We start from the raw sequence: 25,391 nt of genomic DNA on the forward strand, positions 1-25,391 counted from the left end.
GAATTAAGTTATTACAAGAGGGCATTTGCCCGTATTTGACCTTTATTCGTTCAGTAATTAACCCTGGGCAGCAGCTGCGCGCTTAGAGGGGCGGTTCTTTGCCTTCTCATTTAAGAACATAAACCAGGCATAGAGCGCGCTGAGAAGCAGATACGGTGCGACGCTGGCGAGTGAACCGATGAAATCGATGCCGACTCTAGAAATCGAAAGGCCGTCACTGAGAATAGTCAGCAAGAGAACTGTTGCCCCATAGGCAAGTGGTGGCGTGACAGCTGCAACATAACGAGTTCCGGTGCGGCCATAGTTGACGCCGCCATAGGTAACTAGGGCGATGATCAGACCAGAGATGATTCCAGGACCAGAGCGAATCCAGATTTCAAGTGATGTGAAGATAAAGATAAAAAGTGCTTGCAGAAATACCACACCTTGTTTTTTCAGTCCGGGGCCTTTCATCACTTACTCCTCTACTACTTCAACATCGATGAAATCATCGGGCGCATCTAAATCTAGGCTATCTAAGTCTGGGTTATTTAGCGCCCTTACATCTGCCGGAGATTCCGGATATTCAATTGCCAGTTTATCTCTATCGCCAGCTACACCTAGTTTATTGATTCGACGAGCGGGTGCAAGGACAGTCTTTTCCGCTGTGGGAATGAGATCTTCATATGCTTTAGATGTCTGATTAATTGCCTTGCCCACCGCAACAATCTTGGTATGTAAGAGTGTGACATTTTTTAGAAAAGTTGCTGCCACCTTTGTGATGTCATCAGCGTTTTCAGCCAACTTATTGCGGGTGAAGATATGGCCCACGGTGCGCAGCAGCGCCATCATTGATGTGGGTGTGGCGAGTGTGACGCCAACTTTAAATGCTTTCTCTAGGAGTAGCGGATCAAGGCGAAGTGATTCTGCCAGCAGCGTCTCAAAGGGGAGGAAGAGCACAACAAAGTCAGGGGAGTTCTGTGATTTGTGATAACCGCGCTTTGCAAGTGCATCGACATGCTTGAGTAAATCCTTGGTATGTAGCAAGAGGAGTTCATCGCGCTGCTCTTGCTCTTCGGTTCCAAATGCTTCCAGGAAGCGATCAAAGGGAAACTTAGAGTCGATAAAGAGCTTGGAGCCCCCAGGCATCGCCACCGTGATATCAGGAATGCCGGATGAATCTGAATCGGTGGTGGAACGCTGCGCCACATACTCATGGCCTTCGCGTAGCCCGGCTTGTTCTAGCAGAAGTTCCAGTTGGGCTTCGCCAAATTTTCCACGAGTCTGCGAACTCGCAAGTGCGCCGGCAATTTTCTTTGTCTCATCAAAGAAGGTAGTCGATGCTTTGCGCATCTCATCGATAGTTCCTACCAATTGCACTTCGGATGCAATTCTCTTCTCCGATGCTTCTTGTGCTTGCAAACGCATGCGTTCGACAGTTGTTTTCATCTCTTCCATCTGCGTTGCAATCTTTGTTTCGTTCTCACTTTTGGCTTCTGCTGCCTTCAGGCGATCATCAGATGCCTTAAGCAGCACCTTCACATCGTTGAGTTCTTGGCTAATCGTTGATGTATTGCCACCGTTTGTGCCAGATTTAATTCTAGAAATCCACAGACCAAGTGCGAGACCAAGAAAGAGGCCGAGAATGAGAGTTATTAAGGTCACCACTGTGCTGGACATGGGGCAATCGTGGCAGGAGGGACTGACAATCCCCCGTAGGCTGTCCTACTTATGAGCCTCTCAATTGGAATCGTCGGCCTGCCGAATGTCGGAAAGTCGACCCTCTTTAATGCTCTGACCAAGAACAATGTCTTAGCCGCCAACTATCCCTTTGCCACGATCGAGCCCAATGTCGGTGTTGTGGGCGTTCCAGATGAGCGGTTAGCGAAGCTGGCCACAATCTTTGGTTCTGAAAAGCTACTTCCAGCTGCCTTGTCCTTCGTTGATATCGCCGGCATTGTGAAGGGCGCATCTGAAGGTGCTGGCCTTGGAAATAAGTTTCTTGCCAATATCCGCGAGACTGATGCCATCTGCCAAGTTATCCGCGTCTTTACCGATGGCGATGTGGTTCACGTCGATGGTCGCATCGATCCTGCTAGTGACATGGAAACAATCAACATGGAACTTGCGCTCGCAGATTTACAGACAATCGAAAAGGCAATTCCGCGACTTGAGAAGGAAGCGCGTGTTGCGAAAGAGAAGGCCCCTGTTTTAGCGGCGGTCAAGGAAGCCAATGAGTGGTTGCAATCAGGCAAACCACTTTCCCAGTCAAAGATTGATCGCGAACTTTTGCATGAACTTCACCTGCTCACTGCAAAACCATTTCTTTATGTCTTTAACGTCGATGCCGCCGAACTTGCAGACCTTGAACTGCGGGCGAAGTTATCAGCACTCGTTGCACCAGCTGAAGCAATTTTTCTTGATGCTAAGACCGAGGCCGAACTTGCTGAACTCTCTGATGAGGACGCACTCGAACTGTTGCAAGCAATCGGACTTTCTGAACCAGGGCTAGCCACTCTTGCCCGAGTTGGTTTTGCTACCTTAGGACTACAAACTTATTTAACTGCTGGTCCAAAAGAGACGCGCGCTTGGACCATTCATAAAGGTGACACCGCACCGATGGCGGCCGGTGTCATCCACACAGATTTCCAAAAAGGTTTCATTAAAGCTGAAATCGTCTCTTTTACCGACTTGGTAGAAGCGGGCACAATGACGGAAGCGAAAGCTAAAGGCAAAGTGCGGATGGAAGGTAAGGAATACATCATGCAAGACGGAGACGTAGTGGAGTTCAGATTCAATGTCTAATAGCCCAGCACTTAATACCGCCAGAGCACGCCTTAATCAGGCCCACCTCAAGGATCTTCCAAAGAAGACCCGTGACAACCTTCGCAACGTTGCGATCATTGCTCACGTTGACCATGGAAAGACCACACTCGTTGATGCGATGTTGTGGCAATCCGGAGCTTTCGCTGCTTATAAGAAGCAAGAAGAAGGCCAAGACCGCATGATGGATTCAATGGATCTAGAACGCGAAAAAGGCATCACGATTCTTGCCAAGAACACTTCGGTAAGACGTGGTGACACCATCATCAACATCATTGACACACCAGGCCACGCAGATTTCGGTGGCGAAGTTGAACGTGGTCTAGAGATGGTCGATGGCGTTATCTTGCTCGTCGATGCCTCTGAAGGTCCGCTGCCACAAACACGTTTCGTATTGCGCAAAGCGCTCCAAAAGAATCTTCCCGTAATTCTCCTTATTAATAAGGTGGACCGCCCGGATTCACGTATTGCCGAAGTTGTCGATGAGGCATACGCGCTCTTTTTAGATCTTGATGCAAATGAAGAACAAATTGAGTTCCCCGTTGTCTATGCATCTGCTAAAGCAGGTCGTGCTTCCCTGACACGCCCCGCAGATGGTGGAATGCCAGTAGAAGAAAATCTTGATGTTCTATTCGACACCATCTTCGCCACAATTCCAGCACCTGTTTATCACGAAGGCGCACCACTTCAGGCACATGTGACAAACCTTGACTCTTCACCATTCCTTGGACGTTTGGCGCTCTGCCGCGTGCACGAAGGTGTGATCAAAAAAGGTCAAACTGTTTCCTGGATTAAGACCGATGGCAGTACTGAACGGGTAAAGATTTCTGAGTTGCTGATGACCGAAGCACTCGAGCGGGTTCCAGCACTGGAAGCTCATCCTGGAGACATCATTGCCGTTGCTGGTATTGAAACCATTACCTTGGGTGAAACACTGGCAGATCTAGAAAACCCACATCAATTACCACTTATTACCGTCGATGAACCATCAATTTCTATGACTATCGGTATCAACACATCACCACTAGCGGGTAAGAGCGGCAAGATGCTTACTGCGCGCCAAGTAAAAGATCGTCTTGATAAAGAGCTCGTCGGTAACGTTTCACTGCGTGTTCTTAATACCGAACGTCCTGATACGTGGGAAGTTCAAGGTCGCGGTGAACTACAGCTCGCTGTGCTTGTGGAAATCATGAAGCGCGAAAGTTTTGAACTCACCGTGGGTAAGCCACAGGTAGTTACCAAGATGATTGATGGAAAACTTCACGAACCAATGGAGCGCTTATCAATTGATGCACCGGAAGATTACTTGGGTGTTCTCACCCAGTTGATGGCGCTACGTAAGGGCCGCATGGAACAGATGGTCAATCACGGAACCGGTTGGATTCGACTTGACTATAAAGTTCCATCACGTGGTCTGATTGGTTTCCGTACTGAGTTCCTTACTGAAACTCGCGGCACAGGTTTGCTTCACCATGTCTTTGATTCATACGAGCCATGGTTTGGTGAACTTCGCACCCGTGGCACAGGTTCGCTCGTCTCAGATCGCATCGGCGCTGTGACCTCATATGCATTAGCTGGAATTCAAGAACGCGGATCAATCTTCGTTGAACCCGGTGATGAAGTCTATGAAGGCATGGTTATCGGTGAGAATTCACGTTCTGATGATATGGATGTCAACTGTGTGCGCGAAAAGAAACTTACCAATATGCGTGCATCAGGTACTGATGATTCAGAGAAGTTGATTCCACCGAAGAAGCTCAATATGGAAGGCGCCCTTGAGTACTGCCGCGAAGATGAATGCGTGGAGGTAACTCCAGCAGTTGTTCGTATTCGTAAAGTGGTTCTAGACGGGGCAGAGCGCGCTCGAGCCACATCTCGAGCAAAGAAGAATAACCAGAGCTAATTCATCAGCGTTAATTCACCAGAGTGAATCGACCTTGGGCTCACGTGACTTGTCACCGCCGTAGGGTTAAATAGCAACTATGAGTAAGCAGAACCCTTCATCACCGCTTCGCCTAGTGCGAAGTCACGATGAGGGGTTTCTGCCTTTCGCACAGGCTCATCAACTCAGCGCAGAACAGCAAGCTGCAGTTGCTCACCGCGGCTCCCCACTGATAAACACTGGCGCAACTGGCACTGGTAAGACCACAGTTGTGATTGAAGCAGCGCTTTCCCGAATTGCCGCAGGACAAAGCCCCGATTCAATTTTGATTATTGCTTACGGGCGCGAACGTGCCTCTGAAATTCGCGATGCGATTGTCACTCGCTCAGCTAAGACAGCACATGAACCACTAGCGCGCACATTTCACTCACTGGCATATTCAATTCTTAAGATGCGCACGGCGGAGAATGTGCGCGAAATTATTTTGTTATCAGGTGCCGAGCAAGAGACTTTTATCGCACAGTTACTAGCAGGTGATATCGAAGATGGCTATCAACAATGGCATGCCGACTTACAGCGCACAGAGCAATCACTAGGTGAGCCACTGCAGACGCAAGGATTTGTGCGCGAGCTACGCGATCTCATTATGCGCGCCAATGAACGTGGAATTACTCCGGATGAGTTAGAGCTTCGCGGCAAACAACTTGGTGAGAAGTATTGGCCAGGGGCTGCCCAATTCTGGAAGCGCTATCTAGGTGCTATGACACTGCAAGAAGTGCTGGCCGGTGATGCCAAGGTGCGCATTGATCCATCTGAAATCATTAACACTGCAATTAATTATCTCCGCAGTAACTCAGAACTTTTGACTGAGCTGCGCGCACGATTTAGCACCATCATTGTTGATGAATTCCAAGAAAGTGATCCCGCTCAGCGAAACTTGTTACAACTATTAGCTGGGCAAGACCTCGTGATCATCGCTGATGCAGCCAGTGCGGTGGGAAGATTTCGCGGCGCAGACCCGGAAGGTGTTGGCGCTGTAATTGATTCTTATGTGGCAAAGGGTGCGAAGAAAATTGAACTCACCACAAATTTTCGTGGCACACCTGGCACACAAGCTGTCCGACTCTTTTCTGAATCTGAGGAAGCGCAATACATTGCTTACCAATTTAAACGGGCTCATCTCATGGGCGGGGTCGCCTATTCGCAGATGGCAGTGATTGTGCGCTCACATGGACAGAGCGCCGCAGCTATTCGCAGAGCTTTTGCCCAAGTTGGTATTCCTACCGCCGGTGATGTGGAAGCGATCGCAAATAACGCTGCCATTGCGCCATTTCTCCTCATTGCACGAGTGGCAACGGGTGCGCAACCACTCAACCTTGATACGGCAGAGAAGTTACTCACCAGCGAATTCGGTGGGGCAACTTCGGTTTCACTGCGGCGCACACGTGCGGCGCTACTGGCTGCGCGCGATGAAGCGAGCGATAAACGCTCTGGCACCCAACTTATTCTGGATGCCATCACTACTGGCGATGTTGCCATCGAAGATTCTGCCGAACTATTACGTATTCACGAACTCTTAGTGGCAGCAAAGAAATCAATTGCCAAGAAGAGCGCCACGATTCACGATCTTTTATGGGCAATCTGGAATAACGCGGTAAATAGCGAGAATGAAAAGATTTCAGAATCATGGCGCACAGCAGCACTGAAAGGTGGCTCCCGAGGAGCTGCAGCTGATCGAGATCTCGATGCCATGATTCAACTCTTTGATTCTGCAGCTCGCCATATTGAACGTTTTCCAGGTGCTAAACCAGAGCTCTTTTTACAAGAGATTGAGAATGAAACCATTGTTTCAGACCTCATTACCTCGCGTGGAGTGCGCCCAGATGTGGTTGAGATTCTCACCGTGCATTCGGCAAAGGGACGTCAGTGGAGTCATGTTGCGGTAGCAGGTGTGCAAGAAGGCACCTGGCCGAATCTAAAACAACGAAGTTCTTTATTGGGCGCTGAACGATTGGTAGAGCGGGTGCGACATGGTGATGAGCTTGCTCAAACTACGCTGGATATGATTGCGGCAGATTCACTTGCCCAAGATGAAGCACGTTTATTTCATGTGGCAACAACACGTGCTTCAGAGTCACTTCTTGTCACAGCAGTTGCGCGCGAAGATCTCACACCATCAATTTTCTTTGAAGATTTTGCGCACTCATGTGGCGCATCTGATGCAACAATTGAAATTCCAAGACCACTGACGGCGCCGGCACTTGTTGCCACCTTGCGCCGGGAGGTAACTCTTACAGGGAACACCGATGCAGCTGCGCTACTTAAAACCTTGAGCACGCATGGAATACATCTAGCTGCGCCATCACAATGGCTGGGAGCAGTGCCCATCACTACCGATGCACCAGTCATCGATGCTGGTGCACCTGTGCCAGTTTCACCATCGGGGGCAGAGAACTTCACTGAGTGCGGACTGAAATGGTTTCTGGAAAAGAGCGGTGGCACTGATGGCGATTCCACAGCGCAGCTATTAGGTTCTGTCATTCACGAATTTGCTCGCCTTAAAGTTGATGAACCGGCAATTACTGATGAACAACTGCAGCACAAGCTTCTTGAGTCATGGCCGCTGATTGATGATAGTCAAGGCTGGATAAGCCATGCCGCCCTTGCACGCGCACAAAAGATGCTGGAGCGATTCTCGGTATTTCACAGTAAGTCATTGGCTGATAACAACCGAAGCGTTGCTGGAGTTGAGCGGAGTTTTGAAATCACTGTAGGGCGAGCAGTCATTCGAGGAAATGTAGATCGAATTGAAGTTGATAGCGAAGGCAAGCATTACATTATTGACTTTAAAACAGGCAAGAAAGAAATTTCCGGCGATGATGCCAAAACTAACCTGCAGCTAGCTTGTTACCAGCTCGGTGTTGTTCTAGATGGCTTTGCTGAGAAGTTAACGTCAACTGCCGTCTCTGGCGCCCAGCTTGTCTATCTGGCAAGTAAAAATAAGAGCTACAGCACCCGCGAACAAGATGCGTTGGTTGATGTTGAGGCCACACAAACTATCCTGGAAGAGATTGCCGTTGGTATGGGCGGTGCCACATTTACTGCACGTAAGAACGATATGTGTAAGGGTTGCAAGGTCAAACCTTCATGTCCGCTCTATCTTGAAGGCAAAGCGGTGCACCAATGATTGAGAAATACACACCTGATCAGGTAGCGGAGATGATTATCTCTATCGATCCCACATTCCATCTTCCATCTGATGAGCAGCGCCCCATCATTTCTATCTTTGATAATCCACTGGAGCCAGCTGTTGTTATCGCTGGCGCCGGCTCTGGCAAGACCGAGACTATGGCCGCGCGCGTTGTGTATTTAGTTGCCAATGGTTTCGCCCGCCCTGATCAAATTCTTGGCCTTACCTTCACCCGCAAGGCCGCTGGTGAACTCAATACCCGAATTCGCAAACGCCTACGCCAATTTCAGCAGGCAGCAGATAAGCAAGGCATAGAGCGCACATTTAGCAGCCTTGAGACTGCAGTTACTACCTATCACTCCTATGCCGGGCGGTTGCTCAGTGAACATGCAATTCGTTATGGCATCGATGCTGATGTGCAGCCACTGGGTGAAGCAGCGCTCTGGATGTCTGCCAACAAGTTGGTCCGCGAGTGGGATGACGGCATTTTTAATACAAATGATGCTGCCAGTACTGTGGTCAAAGACTTACTGGGCCTTACCTCAATGGTCTTAGAACATCGCGTGAGCGTTGATCAGATCCGAGGCGCGGATGAGAAAGTTCTTGAGCAACTTGCACAGATGACGGGTGCAACTAACGAAGAGACACGTAAGGTGGCAAAAGTACTCAACCAGCGCATTGCAATGCTGCCAATGATGCAAGCATTTTTGGAGGAACGAAGAAAATCAGGTGAACTCTCATTTGATGATCAGATAGCACTGGCTGCAGATATTGCAGTTAACTTTGCAGATGTCGGGGTATTAGAGCGCGCTAAATATCCAGTTGTACTTCTTGATGAGTATCAAGATACGTCGCAATCACAGGTGCGTTTGCTTTCAGCGCTCTTCGGTGGCGGCCATCCTGTTACCGCCGTAGGTGACCCCTGCCAATCTATCTACACCTGGCGGGGTGCTTCTTCTGGAACGATTAGCGCCTTTAATACAAACTTTCCAAAGGCCGACGGTGCTACCGGTAAGAAGGTCTATGAATTACTGACCACCTACCGAAACGATAAATCAATTCTCGCACTTGCAAATGAAATCTCGGCTGGCGTGCGAGAACTCGAAGGAATTAACGTGGCAGCACTAAAGCCACACGAACATGCAGGTGCTGGTGATCTCACCTGCGGAATCTTTGAAAACGTTGAGGCAGAGGCAACGGCAATTTCTGAATACTTCACACCGCTGTGGAATAACCCAAGTCGCTTACAACCGCACCAAAAAGTTCCACGCACCTTCGCGGTCTTGGTGCGAAAGCGGGCGCAGATAGCACTCATTCAAGAGGCGCTAGCAAAGGCCGGGATACCCTCGGAAGTCCTTGGTTTAGGCGGACTTGTGCATGTTCCGGAAGTCGCAGATTTGGTGGCGATGCTGAAAATTATTAACAACCCCAGCGCTGGTGCATCACTGATGCGTCACTTAACCGGAGCGCGCATTAACTTAGGTCCACGCGATATTGCCGCCCTTGGTCGCTTTGCACGCTCGCGCTCAGAAGCGCTCTCTTCTGATAGCCGCAGCATTGTGAAGAACATTGTTGCCGGCAATCCAGCATCGGCTGAAGCCGATGATCAGTTTATTGGAAGTGTGATTGACGCACTTGATGAAATTGAGAAGTGCGACAAATCCAAGTTCAGTAGCGCTGGCTACCAACGACTTGCAACTTTTGCCTCCGACCTACGACGCTTGCGTTCACGTGCATCTGCACCCATTACCGATCTCATCGTTGAAATCGAGCGCTATCTGAACTTAGAGACCGAAGTGATGTTACGAGATGGTGGCACACATGGCCGGCGCCACCTTGATCGCTTTATGGATGAGGCGGCAAAGTTTGCTCGTAGTGGTGGCTCACTTTCTGCCTTCTTGCAATGGCTTGATGTTGCAAGTGAAGAAGAAGGTGGACTCAAAGCCGGGGCGCCGGAGGCCGATGCCAGTGTGGTTCAGATTCTCACCGTCCACATGGCAAAAGGCGCCGAGTGGGATGTTGTTGCAGTTCCAGGGTTAGCGCAGGGCACATTCCCTGGAGCCAATGCAAGTGATCCTGATAACTGGATTACCAATGAACGCCATATTCCATTTTCACTGCGCGGAGATGCTGACATCTTGCCAACGTTCTCGTGGAGCGCTGCAACAACTAATGCGCAAGCTAAAAAGGCGATAGATGCCTTTGCCCAAGAGTGCGTTGATTTTAAGATGCGGGAAGAGATTCGCCTTGGCTATGTTGCCATCACGCGCGCCCGCACACACTTATTCTGTTCGACTTCGTTCTGGCGTGATGGCGCAAAACCTGTTCAACCATCAGTGCTTTATGAGAAGGTGCAACAGGTAGCAAGTCAGTGCGGCACAGTGCTCAGCGCCCCCACTGCCCCAGAGAGCACGGATCGAAACCCAGCGAAAGATATTGAGATCACAGCGCAGTGGCCACAAGATCCACTCGGAGACAAGCGGGCAGCTTTTGATCGCACCGTGGCACTTGTTGAATCAGCTGCGCCGTTAAACCTAGATGCACCTGCACCGGCAGAACTGGCGGAGCTAGTTGAGGATGCCCGGGCAATCATTGCCGAATTTGAAGAGTTTAAGTTAGGTGCACGCGATGTTGCATTGCCACCGCGTCTTTCTACTTCCACGCTCATTGCACTGCATGAAGATCCAGTAGAACTTGCTCGAAACATTCGCCGGCCAATGCCGCGAGCTATGGATGAATACTCACATCGCGGAACGGCATTTCACTTATGGATTGAGAACCATTTCAATGCAAAAACGCTCTTTGATGATGAAGACTTTGATTTGATCACACCTTTTGAGCAAGACCAGAAACTTGAAGATCTCAAAGCGAAGTGGCTGGCCTCTGAGTGGGCGAAGTTGCAACCGCATGCGGTAGAAGTTCCTTTTGAGACTGTTATTGCTGGCGTGCTTGTGCGCGGTCGCATCGATGCCGTCTATAAGACCAGTAACGGTTTTGAAGTAGTCGACTGGAAGACTGGCTCGAAGACTTTAGGTGAATCATCAGCTGTGCAGTTAGCTGTCTATCGACTTGCCTGGGCTAAGTTGCAGGCGATTGCAGTTGAGCAGGTCTCGGCCGCTTTTTATTATGTGCCGATAAATAAAACAGATCGGCGAGCAAATCTTCTAAGTGAAGATGCGCTCACCGACCTGTTATTACTTAAGTAATTTAGATATCGAAGCGATCAAGCTCCATAACCTTGCTCCAGGCAGCTACGAAGTCTTCGACAAACTTTGTCGCTGAATCAGCACTCGCGTAGACCTCTGAAAGTGCGCGAAGTTCTGAGTGAGAACCGAAGACTAAGTCTGCGCGAGAAGCGGTCCACTTAACTTTTCCGGTCTTGCGATCTTTTGCCTCAAAGAGCTCATTCTGACTTGAAGTTGGCGCCCACTCATACTTGGTGTCAAGGATGTTGACGAAGAAGTCGTTTGTGAGCGTCTCCTTCTTTGATGTGAGTACACCAGTCTTTGAGCCGTCGTAATTAGCACCCAGTACGCGAAGACCACCAACAAGCACAGTCATTTCTGGAGGGGTTAATTCAAGGAATGCAGCCTTATCAACAAGTGCGATTTCAGTAGGGTGTGAGTCAGATGCACTCTTGTAGTTACGGAAACCATCAGCTGTTGGCTCAAGGTATCCGAATGAGAAGACATCTGTCTGCGCCTGAGTGGCATCTGTGCGACCTGGTGTGAAACGCACCTTGGTCTTCACACCAGCTTTCTTTGCCGCCATTTCCACGGCGACGGTGCCACCTAAGACAATCAGATCTGCAAGAGAAACTTTCTTCGCTGATTTCTTATTGAAGTTAGCTTGAATCTTCTCCAGAACAGCAAGAACTTTCTTTAGTTCCTTCGGGTTATTTGCTTCCCAGCTGATCTGTGGCTCTAAGCGAATGCGAGCACCATTGGCACCACCACGCTTATCTGTTCCACGGAAAGATGATGCTGATGCCCAGGCTGTTGTTACCAACTGCGCAGAGGTGAGACCGCTGCTAAGAATTCGCTTCTTTAAGATTTCAATCTCAGCCTTTCCAATTACTCGCTTTGGGCGAGCTGGAAGTGGATCTTGCCAGATGAGTTCTTCGGATGGAACAAGGGAACCGAGGTAGCGAACTGCAGGTCCCATATCGCGGTGTGTGAGTTTGTACCAGGCGCGAGTAAATGCATCTGCCAGTGCATCGAGATCTTCGGCAAAGCGACGGGAAATCTTTTCATAGGCAGGGTCCATGCGAAGTGCTAGATCTGTCGTTTGCATGACAGGTGCATGTGTCTTGCCTGAAATATGTGCATCAGGCACAGCCTTTGCTGCAGATTCATCGGTTGGAATCCATTGAACTGCGCCACCAGGTGACTTGGTCTGCTTCCACTCATACTTAAAGAGAGTTTTAAAGTAGTTGTTATCCCACTTAGTTGGAGTTGATGTCCAAGCACCTTCTAGTCCGCTGGTGATTGTGTCTGAACCTTTTCCAGTTCCAAATGAGTTCTTCCAGCCAAGGCCCATCTCATCGATAGGCGCGCCTTCTGGCTCTGCCCCAACATACTTATCGGGATCTGCCGCACCGTGTGCCTTACCAAATGTGTGACCGCCAGCAATGAGGGCAACTGTTTCTTCATCATTCATCGCCATGCGCGCAAATGTTTCACGAATATCGATAGCTGATAAAAGTGGATCTGGATTTCCATCTGGACCTTGTGGGTTTACATAGATAAGACCCATCTGCACCGCAGCAAGTGGCTTCTCTAGTACGCGATTACCTGAGTAACGCTCGTTGGTAAGCCAGACTTTTTCTTTACCCCAGTAAGTCTCATCTGGCTCCCAGACATCTTCGCGTCCGCCACCAAAACCAAAAGTCTTGAGTCCCATTGATTCAATTGCGCAGTTACCAACAAGAATCATCAGATCTGCCCAGGACAACTTCTTGCCATACTTCTGCTTAATTGGCCAGAGTAGACGACGAGCCTTATCAAGATTTCCGTTATCGGGCCAGCTATTAATAGGAGCAAAGCGTTGCATGCCAGCACCAGCGCCACCGCGACCATCGTGTGTGCGATATGTGCCTGCGCTATGCCAAGCTAAACGAATAAAGAATGGACCGTAATGTCCATAATCTGCTGGCCACCACTCTTGTGATGTTGTCATCAGCGCTTCAATATCTTTCTTTACCGCTTTGATATTGAGCTTTGAGAATTCTTTGGCGTAATCAAAATCTTCACCCATAGGATCAGAGACCGGAGAGTTTGCGCGCAAGACCGAGAGATCTAATCTATTTGGCCACCAGTCAGTGTTGTATGTGCCAGCGGTATTGAGTTGGCTACCGGAGTATGGGCACTGCGCGGTAACGGTTGAGGTAGGAGATGCAGTTGTGGTCATGGTCGTTCCTCCAGTTAAGAAAAGCTACAAATAGACTGACTAGATACGAGCACAGGCTAGCCGAAGTGCGAAAAATTGTTAATTCGAAAGCTGGATACCGATTGGCAAATGGTCACTTAACCCGGTGCGTGAGATATCCATCACGGAGAATTCACCCGGATGTAAATCTTTGGAAAGCAGATAGTCGAACTTAATCGAGGCTCCCCAGCTGGGGTAGGTGTTGCCCGGGGCCAATGAATTCCAGGGGGAGAAGACGGTAGGCAGATTCATAGGCAAGTTCAGATCACCCATGACTATCGCGCGGGTGCCACTTTCTTCTGCAATTTGCAGCGCCCATTTTTTGATTCTACGCAGTTGTCGCAAATTCAATCCTGGGACAAAAGAGAGATGGGTATTCACAACTGTCCAACCATTTTCTAAGACAGCTGCGATAGCAAGACGTGGTTCATCTTTTACATAGATAAAACGTGGTCTTCCTTTTCCAGTTTCATCACCAGGAACAATCAGCGGAAGTCCAAGTAGGGAACGACCTAGATCTAATCTATGCCATGACTTCACGGCAATCTTTGAAACAATTCCAATTCCATAACACTCATGCATGAGTTCGGAATGAGAACTCTTATCTGTAATCAACGCAGGTTCGTGCTCGTGTAATTTTCGCCATGACTCACCGGGTGTACCAATCACACTGGGACCCATCGCCCAGTCGCGCGCACCAACGCTCTCTGCGATATCTCGAATCTGCGGACGAGACTGCGACCGTGGCAAGAAGTGATCGACTTCCTGAAAGCCCATCACATCTGAGTTCAGAGACTGCACCGCAGCTGCGAGTTCGGCGGCCGTATCGGGTGAATTCCTAGGTGGGATTGAGATTCCATGCAGGAGATTCCATGAGGTGATGCGCACCCCCACACACTAGTAACCTGCACCAGTGAGCGCGATAAACCAACACACCTCCCGCATTGATCGTGCAGGTGAACTTCGGGTGAACCAAGAATCACTTGATCAATTGTGGCAACGCGCACAAATCTTGCAGATTGCAGAAGGTCGCATTGCAGCAGTTGATTCAAAATTGAGCCTCATCAACGCCAAACAAGTGGCGGCGCATATTGCCGCACACACATTTACTGAAGGAAGTCGCTATTTCTTAGGTTTAGATCTGCACACCAAGGCGCCTTTCTTTGCATGGGATACCGAGTGGGTCGGCACAATCGATGATGAAGTCAAAGAAGTCGGATTCTCCACCGTTCGTGAGATTGGCTCACTACTGAGTGAGCAAGAGTTAGAAATTTCATTACATGCCATGGGGTTAAGTAATTGGCATCGTGCACATCCACGTTGTCCGAGATGTGGTGGCGCAACTCGAGTGGATCTTGGTGGAGCAGCGCGCACGTGCGATGCAGATGGCAGCCAACATCACCCACGCACCGATTCTGCAGTGATTGTGCTTGTCAAAGATCGTGATGATCGCATTTTGCTTGGACATCAACCAATCTGGCCAGAAGGTCGATTCTCTACCTTTGCTGGTTTTCTTGAACCCGGAGAAACATTTGAACAGTGCGTTGCGCGCGAAGTTTTAGAAGAGTCAGCAGTTGTTGTAACAGAGTTGAACTACTTAGGATCACAACCGTGGCCATTTCCGGCCAGCATCATGATTGCATTTGAAGCAGTGACAGATAATCCAGAGCGCGCACAAGGTGATGGGCAAGAAATCACAGAAGTGAAATGGTTTACCCGCGCGCAATTATTGGCTGCGGCTAAAGATGGTTCGCTCTTGCTCCCACCATCAATTTCAGTTGCCCGCAAGATGATTGAACGCTGGTTGGGTGAGAGCGCACCCGGCGGCCAGACATGGCGATAGAAGACTCAATACTTGCAGCCCTTGATCCTGATCAAAGGGCGGTAGCACTTGCTACACGTGGTCCCCTCTGCGTCATTGCAGGTGCTGGCACCGGAAAAACTCGCGCAATCACACATCGCATTGCCTATGCAGCAGCGATTGGCACGATGGATCCGCAGAAAGTATTGGCGCTGACATTTACGGCAAAAGCTGCTGGTGAAATGCGAGCCCGACTTCGCACACTTGGCGTGCCGGCCGTTGCCGCTCGCACGATTCACTCTGCTGCCCTTAAGCAGCTGCTCTACTTTTGGCCCTCAGTATTCGGTGGTCGCACACCAGATCTGATGACAACCAAGACTGGCTTTCTTACCGAAGCAATTAATCGCGCGGGGCTAAGTGGCTCGCTGCGTGCTACCAACCGCGAATTGATGCGAGATATTGCCGCTGAGATTGAATGGGCGAAGGTCTCTCAAGTCGGACCCACTGATTACATCAATGAAGTAAGTAAGCGAATGCAGAAGCCTCGTGTTACGCCAGAGCAGATGGTTCAGGTCTATACCGCCTATGAATCAATTAAAAAGCAAGAGCTCGCCATTGATTTCGAAGATGTACTTCTCTTATGTTCTGCGATGTTAGAAGAAGAGCGCGATGTGCGCGAGCGAGTGCAAGACCAATATCGGTATTTCACTATCGATGAGTACCAAGATATTTCTCCCATTCAACAGCGACTGATTAATGCTTGGCTTGGAACGCGCACCGATATCTGTGTCGTTGGTGATCCCGCCCAAACTATTTATTCATTTGCTGGTGCCACCCCGGTATTCCTTAATTCATTTACGCAACGTTATCCGGAAGCCGAAGTTATTCGTTTAACAACTGGATACCGCTCCACTCCTGAAATCACCTTTGCTGCCAATGCGCTCTTGCGTCACGGAACTATGGGTCAGGAACTTGTTGCCTTCAATAGCCATGGCTCGAAACCAATTGTCACCGGCTATGGCGATGAACCGGCCGAGATTCGCGGAGTCATGGCGCAAATCAATGCCCTGTTGGTAAATGGCACCCAGCCACAAGAGGTTGCGATCTTGGCTAGAACTAATGCACAACTTAAAGGTGCAGAGAAAGCAATGCTGGCGCAGAAGATTCCATATCAAGTGCGAAACACAGAAAGATTCTTTGAACGCCGCGAAGTGCGTGATTTCCTCAAGCAAGTGCGGCAAGCATCGGTTATTCCGGCTGAAGGCCAAGGGTGGATCGATGAACTTCGCTCCCTTGCTCAGCCTTATTTAACAGGTGAGGCGATTGATGGAATTGCAGCGCTACTGCATTTAGCGCGTGAACTAGATGACGATGATAATTTCACTCCGAAAACTTTGCGCACATATCTGCGCGAAGTAGAAGACCGAGTGCAACAGAACAATCCACCGACCATGCCAGTTGTCACACTGGCAACGCTGCATGCAGCTAAAGGTCTGGAATGGGAGCGGGTATTTTTAATTGGCGCATCAGATGGCCAATTGCCGTTGACTAATAGTTCAGGTGAGGCCGTTTTCGAAGAGGAACGTAGGCTCTTTTATGTGGGAATCACCCGCGCCAAGGCTGATCTGCATATCTCCTATCGGGGCAATCCAAGCCAATTCCTGCGTGAATCAGGCCTTATTTAATTGCCTTGCACGAATCAATGACCATCTTGTACCCTTAGAGTTCGAAAACAGGGAAGGGGATTGAAAATGGCAAATGTCATGACTTCAATCATCACAGCAGGCGCAAGCGCTGCTGCACCCTCTGCTGCCTTCACACATTCAACAGCTTCTGCAACCAAGCGTTCACATAAGCGAACAGTTTGGCCCACAGCTACAAAGTCAGCGTTTTACGCCAACTTTTATGCAGTGGATGAGGCTACTGGAGTACTAATCGGATAAAACCGAACAGTCCCACAAGGGCCTCAAATCCACTCGATGGATTTGGAGGTCCTTTTTTATTACCCAAATCAAAAGAATAAACAAAAAGAGCAAGACTAACTAGAGAGAGATAACAGGGGGTGAGGACGATGAGCGTTCTCTTCAGCGAACTACAGGTACCAGGCTGGGCAGAGACCGGCGAAAAGATTGGCCTAAGCGATGTGGCATTCACATACGACAACGCCAAGGCTTTCACCCTGCCATGCCATCAAGCTGACCCTGAACTCTTCTACTCAGAGACAGATCAGGGAATTGCAGAGGCGAAGGCGCTCTGTGGCACATGTCCGGTGCGCAACAAGTGTCTCGATGGTGCGCTCTCACGCCAAGAACCATGTGGTGTGTGGGGCGGACAGCTCATCGAAGATGGCGTGATCATTGAACGTAAGCGTCGTGCCGGGAGACCACCACGTCAGGTGATTGCAGCTGCTCGCATTGTTCAGAACGAGCAAGCGCTGGCTTAAGTCAGGTAATTGGCTTAACTTAAAAGGCACACCCACAGAGTGGGTGGCGAGGGATCGCCACCACCTGTGGGTAGGCAAGTAATTGATAGTCAATTGAAATAGCTATTCCGAGCAGCGCTGAGAAGTCTGCCGCCGTATCTCTCTGATTAGCGACCGTGGTGGCATCACAAAATTGCACAATCAATGAAGCCGCCATCGCCGCAATAAAGTGAGCAGCAATTTGTGGGTATTCCTTCGCCAAATCTGGCGTGAAATCAAGGAGATCTATCACGCCACGTTGTTCCCTGGATGAAAGCTCATAGCAACGCAGGCAGGGACTCACACCCGGAATTACCAGCGGACCAATCAGCGCACTGTCTGCACGTGGAGAAGGAATAATGAGAAATTTTTCGCCAGAGCTCATCCAGAGTGAAAGAGTTTCCGGATTAATCTCACCGCAATGAATACGTAAATCAGGAGTTGATACCTCATCTAGATAATTCTCATGGCGATCAAGTGGAAAAAGCGCAAGTTCTCTTCTCATCATCTCGCAATGGCTCTTAAATGCCGTTCCAGTATCTGATTGCCGGAACGTTGAAAGTGCCATATCGATATCACTGATGAGTGGAAATGCCCCACGCGATGCTGGTGTGAAGCGCACTTGCGAAAGTCCGCTTGCAAGTAGAAGCGAGTAGAGAAGTGTGGCAACTCGATTGTTTCCCGAAATTTCGCAGAGATAATTTTGCCGGGAACTTAACATTTCAACGCCACCATCGATGACACCGGCAATCCAATTTGTTTGATTTAACTCAGGTGCGCACCTGCGTTGTAGTTGTTGGACTCCAGCATCAAATGCGGGTCTACTATTTTTCTTCACTCGGTTATCTAATTTGGAGACAAAACGTTGCGAAACTCTGAGCACACCTTGCCCGTGGTTGATTAATTCTTCTTCTTCGAGTTGAGCTAAGAGCGTGCTCACCGTTGCATCTAGCACGTTAGGTGTTTGTAGGATTTCTTTCTCAGACTTTCCGAGTGCCAGCGCGAGGGCAATCACTTTCTCTTCGGGGGTGGAGATCCGAATGACTCGCTTAAGCGTTCCTAGGAAGTATTGGCCAGGTGTATTGCTCTGGCTTAGTGCAACACCGCGTTTGAGTTCTCTCATGTGGCAAAGGATGCGCACTTACCTTGGACTGAACTTGCCAGCGCCGGCGCCGCTGTGTGCAAGGCGAGTGTTTTCTTACCCTATGAGTGCAGGGGAGTACTGCGCGTAAAAAAATAACCCCCGCTCAGTGAGCGAGGGTTATTTCTACGTATAAGCGGTGACTTATTCTGGCTTCTTGCCGAGAATGCGATTTACCTTGGTGCCACACACTGGGCAAATACCCTGTGCCATGCGACGACCAGACTCGGAGATCTTTACTGTTCCTTCGAAATCACGCTTTGCTTTGCACTTAACGCAGTAAGCGTCACCCTTGTATGTCTCTACCTCTGCCATTTTTGCCTCCGTTCGACCCATGAGCTAGGCGCCATGCGTACTGGTCAAAACAGTACTCTGCGCCACGCTCAAAATCGGGGAAATCACGCGTAGATTCCCTTACATCTTTATTTCCAGGATTATCAAAGGAATTAGCTCAGTTTCGAGAGTTCTGTAGGGGCAAGAAGGGCGCGTTCGGCCGCCTCATAGCCATCCAGATAGGCAGTTGCTAGCTCAGAGTCCTCAAAACGGGATAAAACCTCGGTAAATCCTTCGCCGTGGTCGAAGAATTGAAGGTGGATGGCTTCATGGAAGAGCACATAATCCCGGGCGTATTCTGGAGCGAGCTTCAAACGGTCTGAGATTCTGATGGTGCGATCAACGCTGGTGCATGAGCCCCAACGCTCGCGCATCGGCCTCCATGTAACGCAAATGGGGCGGATAGTAATTTCTGGAGCCAACTCGGTGAGTAATTCATCGATGCGCCGAGCCAGATCTGCCTCACCAGGGGTCTGGGAGTCCTCTTGGCTACGAATCTTGGCAATCATCTCCGGCACGATCACTCGTTCGTCAGCTTTACTCAAGCGCGCTGGAATAGAGATGACAATTCTTCCACCCTGTCGATAGGCAGAGATACTTTTCTTTCGCCGAGCAGAGCGAATGACGATGATTTCGCCTTCGCCGAGCCCCGGCAGAGTCTCTTCTTCAAATTCACCCGGAAACCCTGAAGTTGTCATTGAGGAAATGTAATAGAGAAAGTCTTCAATTGAAGAAGAATCATGATTTATTGACAAGAAATTTTTCTTGTGTCTTCGCGATTTACATTTGATTCCAGCAAAAAACTCTCGTACTTTGCGCATACGAAGTCCTCGGATAACCGTTTGATATCTGCAAGGGGAAGGCAGATATTAAAATGTGCGCCCGGGGACTTCGCTTTTCTTTTAGGGCTATTTAGAGCAGGCCGCTGAGGTCATCTGGAATCTGGGCAGATTTCATGAATTTTTCAGGATCAAGTAACTCCTGGGCACTTGGCAAAATGCCACTCCAGATCTGATCGCGAGCTGCAATATCTTTTACTTCACGAATCTTCTGCCAGAAGGCGCTCGCTTCTCGCGCTAGTCGAGGTGAAACTTGTAATCCAAGAAGTGACGAGAAGAGTTGTTGTGATGGTGCATTCGTTGCACGTTGGCGCCGGTAGATCTCGCGAAGTTGGGCAAGTGCTGGCAAACGATCACCGGCTGCTTGTGTGGTGACTTCATCTGCCCAACCATCGACAAGGGCAAGTACTGTTTCTAGTTTAGAAAGTGCAGCGCGTTGTGCTGGTGTTTCCTCCGGTGTAAAGATCCCTTTATTAAGCGCAATCGAGAATGAATTCTCGCCAGATTCTGGATTCATCTGGGAAGGATCAAAGTTCTGCATTGCAGCTTCGGCTTGACGTTGAATTGCATCCATATCGATATGAATTCCGCGACCATAATCAACAATGGCGCTGCGAATGTAGGAAACAATCCAAGGATTATGTTCGAATAATCTTGCTACCGCAGCTTCCCGAAGTGCGTGAAAGATATAGACCTCACTCTTTGGGATCTCAAGATCGGTGCTCCACTTTTCGATATTTTCTGGGATTAATACTGGGTGCGCCGGGGTAAGTAAGGGCAGCCCCACATCGTGCACACCTGTGGCCGATGCCGAGATTGAGCCAATGGCTTGGCCCAACTGGGTGGCAATCATGGAACCAATAAATGTGCGCAAGAGACCAGTGATGGCGCCCATGGAGTTGGCCATCTCCTCTGAACTTCCCGATGCATCATCTAGTAGCCCTGAGATTGCAGTGGAGAGTCCAGTAGCAAGTGGCTCCATTGTCTGGTGCCAGCCATCGAGTGTGAGATCCACCCAATCGAGTCGGCTCACGGCGCGTGGGGAAGAAGAGGATTGCGTAGCTGGAAAATGCGTTGCTTCATTAAGCCAGAGATCAGAAATTTCAAAGGCGCTAGCAACCACACTGACATCTTTAGTGCCGATTGGTTCTGACCCTTGCACTTGCACAAATTTCTTTGCCGTATCTCGCACGACGTTCTTGGGAAGTGCATCTGTGCTACCACCAGCGAAGGCGGCAAATGGATTGATAAAACCTGCTGGATTTATTCCCATCTGTTCAAATTGTTTCTGAATTTGTTCCTGCATTTGGCGCATCATCGCTGAAAAATCTTCCGGCTTCTTACCTTCTTCATCTCCATCATCTGGAGTAAATCCAAAAGGTGACATGTGTAACCCTCTTTTCTCTTTCCGCGCCGCGCTGTCTTCTGGTTCGAGTCTATTCAGATGCATCGGTTTGAGCAGTATGAAAATCTAATACATCTACATCTGCTGCAACCATGAGGGTCAGCACTTTCTTCCCAGAAAGGGTAGGCTCTTTTCTATGGATCTCCTCGGCAATAGCTCTGCAATAGTCGCGGGCAGTAGCACTTTTGCCGCCTTAATTTGGTGGGTAGTACCGATAAGCGCTCTCATCGGCGGAATTGGCTACGTCCTGTGGATCTCAAAATTTAAAGGGAAATTCGAATCCGAAACAACGCGATCAGTGGGAAACTTCCAGCGTTTTCAAGACTCTTTTCGCACCGAAACTCAAGCACCGGTAACCCAGGTGCCTCAAGTCCAGGTGCCAGAGGAACAAGTCCCAGAACATCGAGATAACTAGCACGTAATTTATGCACATTCCTCGAATTCCACTTCTTCGAGTGCCGCGCGCGCTTGCTAGAACAGGTTATAGACGGACTTCTAGGATCACCAGAATTCTTATCTCTCTTTTTCTTATCGCGCCCCTCGTTCTTCCTGTTAATTTCGTGTTGATTAATCCTGGCGAAGGAAATCCACTCTTTCCAAAGATGCTCAAAGTTAATTCAGTAAAAACTTATCCCGTCGATGGTCAGATGTTTCTCCTATCTATCTGGGTCACTAACCCCCAAACGCTGGTGCTGGGATTTCAAGTTCTTCACTGTTGGATTAAGCCGACATGTGTAGTCACCCCACGTTCGGTTATCTACCCCAAAGTAACTGATGACAAGGCTGAATTAGCCGAAGGTGCGAAAGAGATGAAGCAATCGCAAAATTCAGCGATTGTGGCAACGAAGAAACTCTTTGCAAAAAAGTATCCAGAGCTAAACCTTGCTGAGCTTACCGATGCATCCCTGAAAGTTTCCTTGAAAAATACTGGTGGTCCAAGTGGAGGGCTGATTTTTTCACTTGGTCTAGTAGAACTACTAGAACCTGAGAATCTTTTGCAAGGAAGAAAGATTGCAGCCACCGGAACAATCTCAAAGTCAGGTGCGGTGGGGGCAATTGGTGGCGTTCAAGAGAAGATTGTGGCGGCGCGCGCAGCTGGCGTAGAGCTACTTTTCATCTCTCGGCAAAACTGCGATGAGATCTCGGGTGAGGTAGATGGATTGAAAGTAATTGCCGTCTCAACCCTAGAAGAGGCCTATCTGGCGCTTAAAGATGGGGGAAATTCCGATTTTCGAGGGGTCCAGGGGTGCACTAATCTATCGGCATGAATAGAAATCGTAGCCCGCTTGTCATTACTGCTGGAATATTGGTTGCACTAGCAGCTGCAACGCTTTACTTCAGCAACTTCTATATCGACTGGCTCTGGTTTAAATCTGTAGATTTCACATCCGTCTGGACAACAGTTCTTGTCACAAAGATTCAGCTCTTTCTTCTGATCGGGTTAATTACCTCCTTCGTAATCTCACTCAATATTTTTATTGCATATAGAACTCGTCCGCTCTATGTCCCAGCAAGTATTGAAGTCAATGGCCTCGAGCGTTTACGCGCACAGATTGAACCGATTCGACTCCTAGTCTTTGCTGGAATCTGTCTGGTCCTTATTTATTTTGCCGGATCTTCCGGAATGGCGTTCTGGCGCCAGTGGTTACTCTTTAGAAACTCAACTGAATTTGGCGTTAAGGATCCTCAGTTCAATCTTGATATCTCCTTCTTTGCTTTTAAACTCCCAATTTTCCAGGCCTTGATTGGTTGGGGAATTTCAACCCTTATTTTGGCAGCACTTGCGAGTGCATTCGTTCATTACATGTATGGCGGAATTCGTACAGCTGTGCAAACTGACCGAACAACTGTTGCAGCTAGAGTTCAGATTTCTATCCTGCTCGGACTCATTGTTCTACTCAAAGCCGTTGCTTACTGGTTTGATCGCTTTGCCCTCGCACTTAAAGAGAGCACCCTCATCACCGGACTTAAGTTCGCAGATGTAAATGCTTTGCTACCTGCGAAGGCAATCCTGTCCGCTATCGCTGTGGTCTGCTCACTCCTCTTCTTTGCAAATATCGTTCGTCGCTCATGGCTATTGCCAGCAGCAGGAACAGCCTTACTTGTTGTCTCTTCAGTTCTCATCGCTGGTCTGTATCCAGCTGCGATTCAGCAATTTCAAGTAAAGCCATCTGAATCATCTAAGGAAGCTCCCTATATTGAGCGCAATATTGAAGCTACCCGCGCTGCTTATGATCTCGACGGAGTTGAGATTCAAGATTACAACGCAACACTTTCTACTAGTGCTGGGCAACTTGCAAAGGATGCGGCGACAATTGCCAACATCCGACTGATGGATCCCAATGTAATTTCTGCAACTTTCCGCCAGCTTCAGCAGATTAAGCCGTATTACACATTCCCACAGTCACTAGATATTGATCGATACACAATCGATGGAGTTTCTCGTGATGCTGTTGTAGCTGTTCGCGAACTTAATATCGAAGGTAACCCAAGTCGAAATTGGATTAATGATCACTTGGTATATACACACGGCTTCGGTTATGTTGCAGCCTATGCAAATACCGTGGATGCAGATGGAAAGCCAAGTTTTGCAGTCGGCGATCTGCCGCCAACTAAAGGCTTAGGCGAGTTCCAGCCCCGTATCTACTTTGGTGAGAATGTTCCTGACTACTCAATAATTGGTGGAAAGAAGACTGAATCTCCAGTTGAATTCGACTATCCAGATGATAGTTCTGCAAATGGTCAGAAGAATTACACATACACAGGAACCGGTGGAGTTGCCGTTGGTAGCACCATTAATAAGTTGCTCTTTGCAATTAAGTATCAAGAGCAACGCATCTTGCTTTCTAACCTCATTAATGCTGATTCCAAGATTCTCTACAACCGTTCACCTCGTGAGCGCGTAGCGAAGGTTGCTCCATGGCTTACTCTCGATGGAGATCCATATCCATCCATTGTCGATGGCAAAGTTATGTGGATTATCGATGGTTACACAACAAGTGCTGGCTATCCATATGCTCAAACCACATCACTTTCCACAGCAACTGCTGATGCGCTGACAGCGAATTCAACTTCAATTACAGCTCAGACAAATACGAAGGTGAACTACATTCGAAACTCTGTCAAAGCAACTGTCGACGCCTACAACGGAAGCGTCACGCTCTATGAGTGGGATGAGAAAGACCCTGTCCTTAAGACCTGGATGAAGGCATTTCCAAATACAGTAAAGGCAAAGAGCGCCATGTCTAAGGGGCTACTGGAGCATGTTCGCTACCCAGAAGATATGTTCCGTGTTCAACGCGACATCCTAAGTTCGTATCATGTGAATAACGCAGCTGCCTTCTACGGTGGACAAGATTTCTGGCGTGTGCCGCGCGATCCTTCTACTTTTGGAGCAAATGCTGGTGCGCAGCCGCCGTACTACATGACTGTGCAGATGCCAGGTTCAAAGACACCGGCATACTCGCTAACAACTCCATTTGTGCCACGAGGTGGACGTGAAAACCTTTCTGCATTTGCTGCCGTGAATTCAACAGCGGGTCCGGATTATGGAAAAATTACTGTCCTGCAATTACCGCGCAGTACAGCGATCGCAGGACCATCTCAAGTTGCATCGAACTTCGAAGCCAAGCCAGAAGTTGCAAATGCACTCTCGCTTCTGCGACAAGGTGGATCTGATGTTGTGCTTGGTAATTTGCTCACACTTCCAGTTGGAAATGGTTTGCTCTACGTGCAACCGGTCTATGTGTTAGCGACTGCTAACTCGGCTGCATACCCACTACTTCAGAAAGTGTTGGTCTCATTTGGAGATGTGATTGGTTTTGATAGTTCGCTCAAGGGTGCACTGGATCAAGTATTCGGTGGAAACTCTGGAACTTCTTCATCAACAGCAAATCCAACAACGAGCAACAGTTCTGCTGATCTTGCAAGTGCGCTACAAAGTGCTAAGCAAGCAATTGCAGATGGACAAGCCGCACTTGCGAAGGGCGACTTCTCGGCTTATGGTCGCGCACAAGATCGACTTAAATCAGCTATCGCTGCTGCTCTCGCTGCACAATCGCGCAAGTAGTCAATTACACCTACGCACGTCACCGATTTGGTGATGTGTTG

At 49.0% G+C, this 25,391-nt stretch carries 18 protein-coding genes; 10 read left to right on the forward strand and 8 right to left on the reverse strand.

The window, feature by feature from the left end; translation table 11 throughout:
- Positions 1-57: 57 nt before the first annotated feature.
- Together A1sIIB142_RS00745 and A1sIIB142_RS00750 are read right to left on the reverse strand one after the other, a co-directional pair.
- Positions 58-453, reverse strand: a complete 396-nt coding sequence (locus tag A1sIIB142_RS00745; protein WP_095693275.1) for a hypothetical protein — start codon at positions 451-453, stop codon at positions 58-60.
- Between the two features lie 3 nt (positions 454-456).
- Positions 457-1,659 carry a DNA recombination protein RmuC gene (locus tag A1sIIB142_RS00750; protein ID WP_095693276.1) on the reverse strand — a complete coding sequence of 401 codons (1,203 nt, stop codon included), beginning with the start codon at positions 1,657-1,659 and terminating at the stop codon, positions 457-459.
- A 51-nt stretch (positions 1,660-1,710) separates the two neighbouring features.
- Here A1sIIB142_RS00750 and ychF point away from each other — a divergent pair, with 51 nt between their 5' ends.
- The 4 genes from ychF to A1sIIB142_RS00770 all read left to right on the forward strand — a co-directional run bounded on the left by ychF (position 1,711) and on the right by A1sIIB142_RS00770 (position 11,080).
- Positions 1,711-2,784, forward strand: coding sequence for a redox-regulated ATPase YchF (gene ychF, locus A1sIIB142_RS00755; RefSeq protein ID WP_095693277.1), 1,074 nt, complete (start codon positions 1,711-1,713; stop codon positions 2,782-2,784).
- Positions 2,777-4,705, forward strand: coding sequence for a translational GTPase TypA (gene typA, locus A1sIIB142_RS00760; protein ID WP_095693278.1), 1,929 nt, complete (start codon positions 2,777-2,779; stop codon positions 4,703-4,705). Before ychF ends, typA begins: the two co-directional genes overlap by 8 nt.
- A 79-nt stretch (positions 4,706-4,784) precedes the next feature.
- Positions 4,785-7,871, forward strand: a complete 3,087-nt coding sequence (locus A1sIIB142_RS00765) for an ATP-dependent helicase (protein ID WP_095693279.1) — start codon at positions 4,785-4,787, stop codon at positions 7,869-7,871.
- Positions 7,868-11,080: an ATP-dependent DNA helicase gene (locus A1sIIB142_RS00770; RefSeq protein WP_095693280.1), complete on the forward strand. Its 3,213-nt coding sequence runs from the start codon at positions 7,868-7,870 to the stop codon at positions 11,078-11,080. The genes A1sIIB142_RS00765 and A1sIIB142_RS00770 overlap by 4 nt, the downstream gene beginning before the upstream one ends.
- A gap of 1 nt (position 11,081) precedes the next feature.
- Here A1sIIB142_RS00770 and katG read toward each other — a convergent pair whose 3' ends face one another.
- Together katG and A1sIIB142_RS00780 are read right to left on the reverse strand one after the other, a co-directional pair.
- Complete coding sequence (katG, locus tag A1sIIB142_RS00775; protein WP_095693281.1) at positions 11,082-13,283, reverse strand: catalase/peroxidase HPI; 2,202 nt, start codon at positions 13,281-13,283, stop codon at positions 11,082-11,084.
- A 78-nt stretch (positions 13,284-13,361) separates the two neighbouring features.
- A complete protein-coding gene (locus tag A1sIIB142_RS00780; RefSeq protein ID WP_190283267.1) occupies positions 13,362-14,189 on the reverse strand; it encodes an endonuclease/exonuclease/phosphatase family protein in 828 nt (275 codons plus the stop codon).
- Between the two features lie 25 nt (positions 14,190-14,214).
- On the opposite strand from A1sIIB142_RS00780, the gene nudC reads away from it, so the two are divergent.
- The 4 genes from nudC (at position 14,215) to A1sIIB142_RS00800 (ending at position 17,545) form a co-directional block, all read left to right on the forward strand.
- A complete protein-coding gene (gene nudC, locus A1sIIB142_RS00785) occupies positions 14,215-15,144 on the forward strand; it encodes an NAD(+) diphosphatase (protein WP_095693283.1) in 930 nt (309 codons plus the stop codon).
- Positions 15,135-16,787, forward strand: coding sequence for an ATP-dependent helicase (locus tag A1sIIB142_RS00790; RefSeq protein WP_095693284.1), 1,653 nt, complete (start codon positions 15,135-15,137; stop codon positions 16,785-16,787). The genes nudC and A1sIIB142_RS00790 overlap by 10 nt, the downstream gene beginning before the upstream one ends.
- A 66-nt stretch (positions 16,788-16,853) precedes the next feature.
- On the forward strand, positions 16,854-17,045 hold the full coding sequence (locus tag A1sIIB142_RS00795; protein ID WP_095693285.1) for a hypothetical protein: 192 nt from the start codon (positions 16,854-16,856) through the stop codon (positions 17,043-17,045).
- A 128-nt stretch (positions 17,046-17,173) separates the two neighbouring features.
- Positions 17,174-17,545, forward strand: a complete 372-nt coding sequence (locus tag A1sIIB142_RS00800; RefSeq protein WP_095693286.1) for a WhiB family transcriptional regulator — start codon at positions 17,174-17,176, stop codon at positions 17,543-17,545.
- A 19-nt stretch (positions 17,546-17,564) separates the two neighbouring features.
- On the opposite strand, the gene A1sIIB142_RS00805 is transcribed toward A1sIIB142_RS00800, so the two are convergent.
- From A1sIIB142_RS00805 to A1sIIB142_RS00820, 4 genes are all read right to left on the reverse strand, one after another.
- Complete coding sequence (locus A1sIIB142_RS00805; protein WP_095693287.1) at positions 17,565-18,686, reverse strand: hypothetical protein; 1,122 nt, start codon at positions 18,684-18,686, stop codon at positions 17,565-17,567.
- A gap of 162 nt (positions 18,687-18,848) precedes the next feature.
- Complete coding sequence (locus A1sIIB142_RS06565) at positions 18,849-19,019, reverse strand: DUF5679 domain-containing protein (protein WP_095684343.1); 171 nt, start codon at positions 19,017-19,019, stop codon at positions 18,849-18,851.
- A 131-nt stretch (positions 19,020-19,150) separates the two neighbouring features.
- Positions 19,151-19,735 (reverse strand): M48 metallopeptidase family protein, encoded by a 585-nt coding sequence (locus A1sIIB142_RS00815; RefSeq protein ID WP_095694113.1) that lies wholly within the window; start codon positions 19,733-19,735, stop codon positions 19,151-19,153.
- A 214-nt stretch (positions 19,736-19,949) separates the two neighbouring features.
- The gene (locus A1sIIB142_RS00820) at positions 19,950-21,263 is read right to left on the reverse strand and encodes a zinc-dependent metalloprotease (protein WP_095693288.1); all 1,314 of its coding nucleotides are present in this window, start codon (positions 21,261-21,263) and stop codon (positions 19,950-19,952) included.
- A gap of 578 nt (positions 21,264-21,841) precedes the next feature.
- Between A1sIIB142_RS00820 and A1sIIB142_RS00830 the strand changes: the two genes are divergently transcribed.
- Complete coding sequence (locus A1sIIB142_RS00830) at positions 21,842-22,549, forward strand: S16 family serine protease (RefSeq protein WP_190283268.1); 708 nt, start codon at positions 21,842-21,844, stop codon at positions 22,547-22,549.
- Complete coding sequence (locus tag A1sIIB142_RS00835) at positions 22,546-25,350, forward strand: UPF0182 family membrane protein (RefSeq protein WP_095693290.1); 2,805 nt, start codon at positions 22,546-22,548, stop codon at positions 25,348-25,350. Before A1sIIB142_RS00830 ends, A1sIIB142_RS00835 begins: the two co-directional genes overlap by 4 nt.
- Positions 25,351-25,391: the final 41 nt, after the last annotated feature.

It is taken from the genome of Candidatus Planktophila versatilis, from assembly GCF_002288345.1.
GTDB classification, from domain to species: domain Bacteria; phylum Actinomycetota; class Actinomycetes; order Nanopelagicales; family Nanopelagicaceae; genus Planktophila; species Planktophila versatilis_A.

Coding starts and splice junctions, on each gene's coding strand:
- A1sIIB142_RS00745 (WP_095693275.1), bottom strand. CDS start 453: ATGAAAGGCCCCGGACTGAAAAAACAAGGTGTGGTATTTCTGCAAGCA.
- A1sIIB142_RS00750 (WP_095693276.1), bottom strand. CDS start 1,659: ATGTCCAGCACAGTGGTGACCTTAATAACTCTCATTCTCGGCCTCTTT.
- ychF (WP_095693277.1), top strand. CDS start 1,711: ATGAGCCTCTCAATTGGAATCGTCGGCCTGCCGAATGTCGGAAAGTCG.
- typA (WP_095693278.1), top strand. CDS start 2,777: ATGTCTAATAGCCCAGCACTTAATACCGCCAGAGCACGCCTTAATCAG.
- A1sIIB142_RS00765 (WP_095693279.1), top strand. CDS start 4,785: ATGAGTAAGCAGAACCCTTCATCACCGCTTCGCCTAGTGCGAAGTCAC.
- A1sIIB142_RS00770 (WP_095693280.1), top strand. CDS start 7,868: ATGATTGAGAAATACACACCTGATCAGGTAGCGGAGATGATTATCTCT.
- katG (WP_095693281.1), bottom strand. CDS start 13,283: ATGACCACAACTGCATCTCCTACCTCAACCGTTACCGCGCAGTGCCCA.
- A1sIIB142_RS00790 (WP_095693284.1), top strand. CDS start 15,135: ATGGCGATAGAAGACTCAATACTTGCAGCCCTTGATCCTGATCAAAGG.
- A1sIIB142_RS00795 (WP_095693285.1), top strand. CDS start 16,854: ATGGCAAATGTCATGACTTCAATCATCACAGCAGGCGCAAGCGCTGCT.
- A1sIIB142_RS00800 (WP_095693286.1), top strand. CDS start 17,174: ATGAGCGTTCTCTTCAGCGAACTACAGGTACCAGGCTGGGCAGAGACC.
- A1sIIB142_RS00805 (WP_095693287.1), bottom strand. CDS start 18,686: ATGAGAGAACTCAAACGCGGTGTTGCACTAAGCCAGAGCAATACACCT.
- A1sIIB142_RS06565 (WP_095684343.1), bottom strand. CDS start 19,019: ATGGCAGAGGTAGAGACATACAAGGGTGACGCTTACTGCGTTAAGTGC.
- A1sIIB142_RS00815 (WP_095694113.1), bottom strand. CDS start 19,735: ATGACAACTTCAGGGTTTCCGGGTGAATTTGAAGAAGAGACTCTGCCG.
- A1sIIB142_RS00820 (WP_095693288.1), bottom strand. CDS start 21,263: ATGTCACCTTTTGGATTTACTCCAGATGATGGAGATGAAGAAGGTAAG.
- A1sIIB142_RS00835 (WP_095693290.1), top strand. CDS start 22,546: ATGAATAGAAATCGTAGCCCGCTTGTCATTACTGCTGGAATATTGGTT.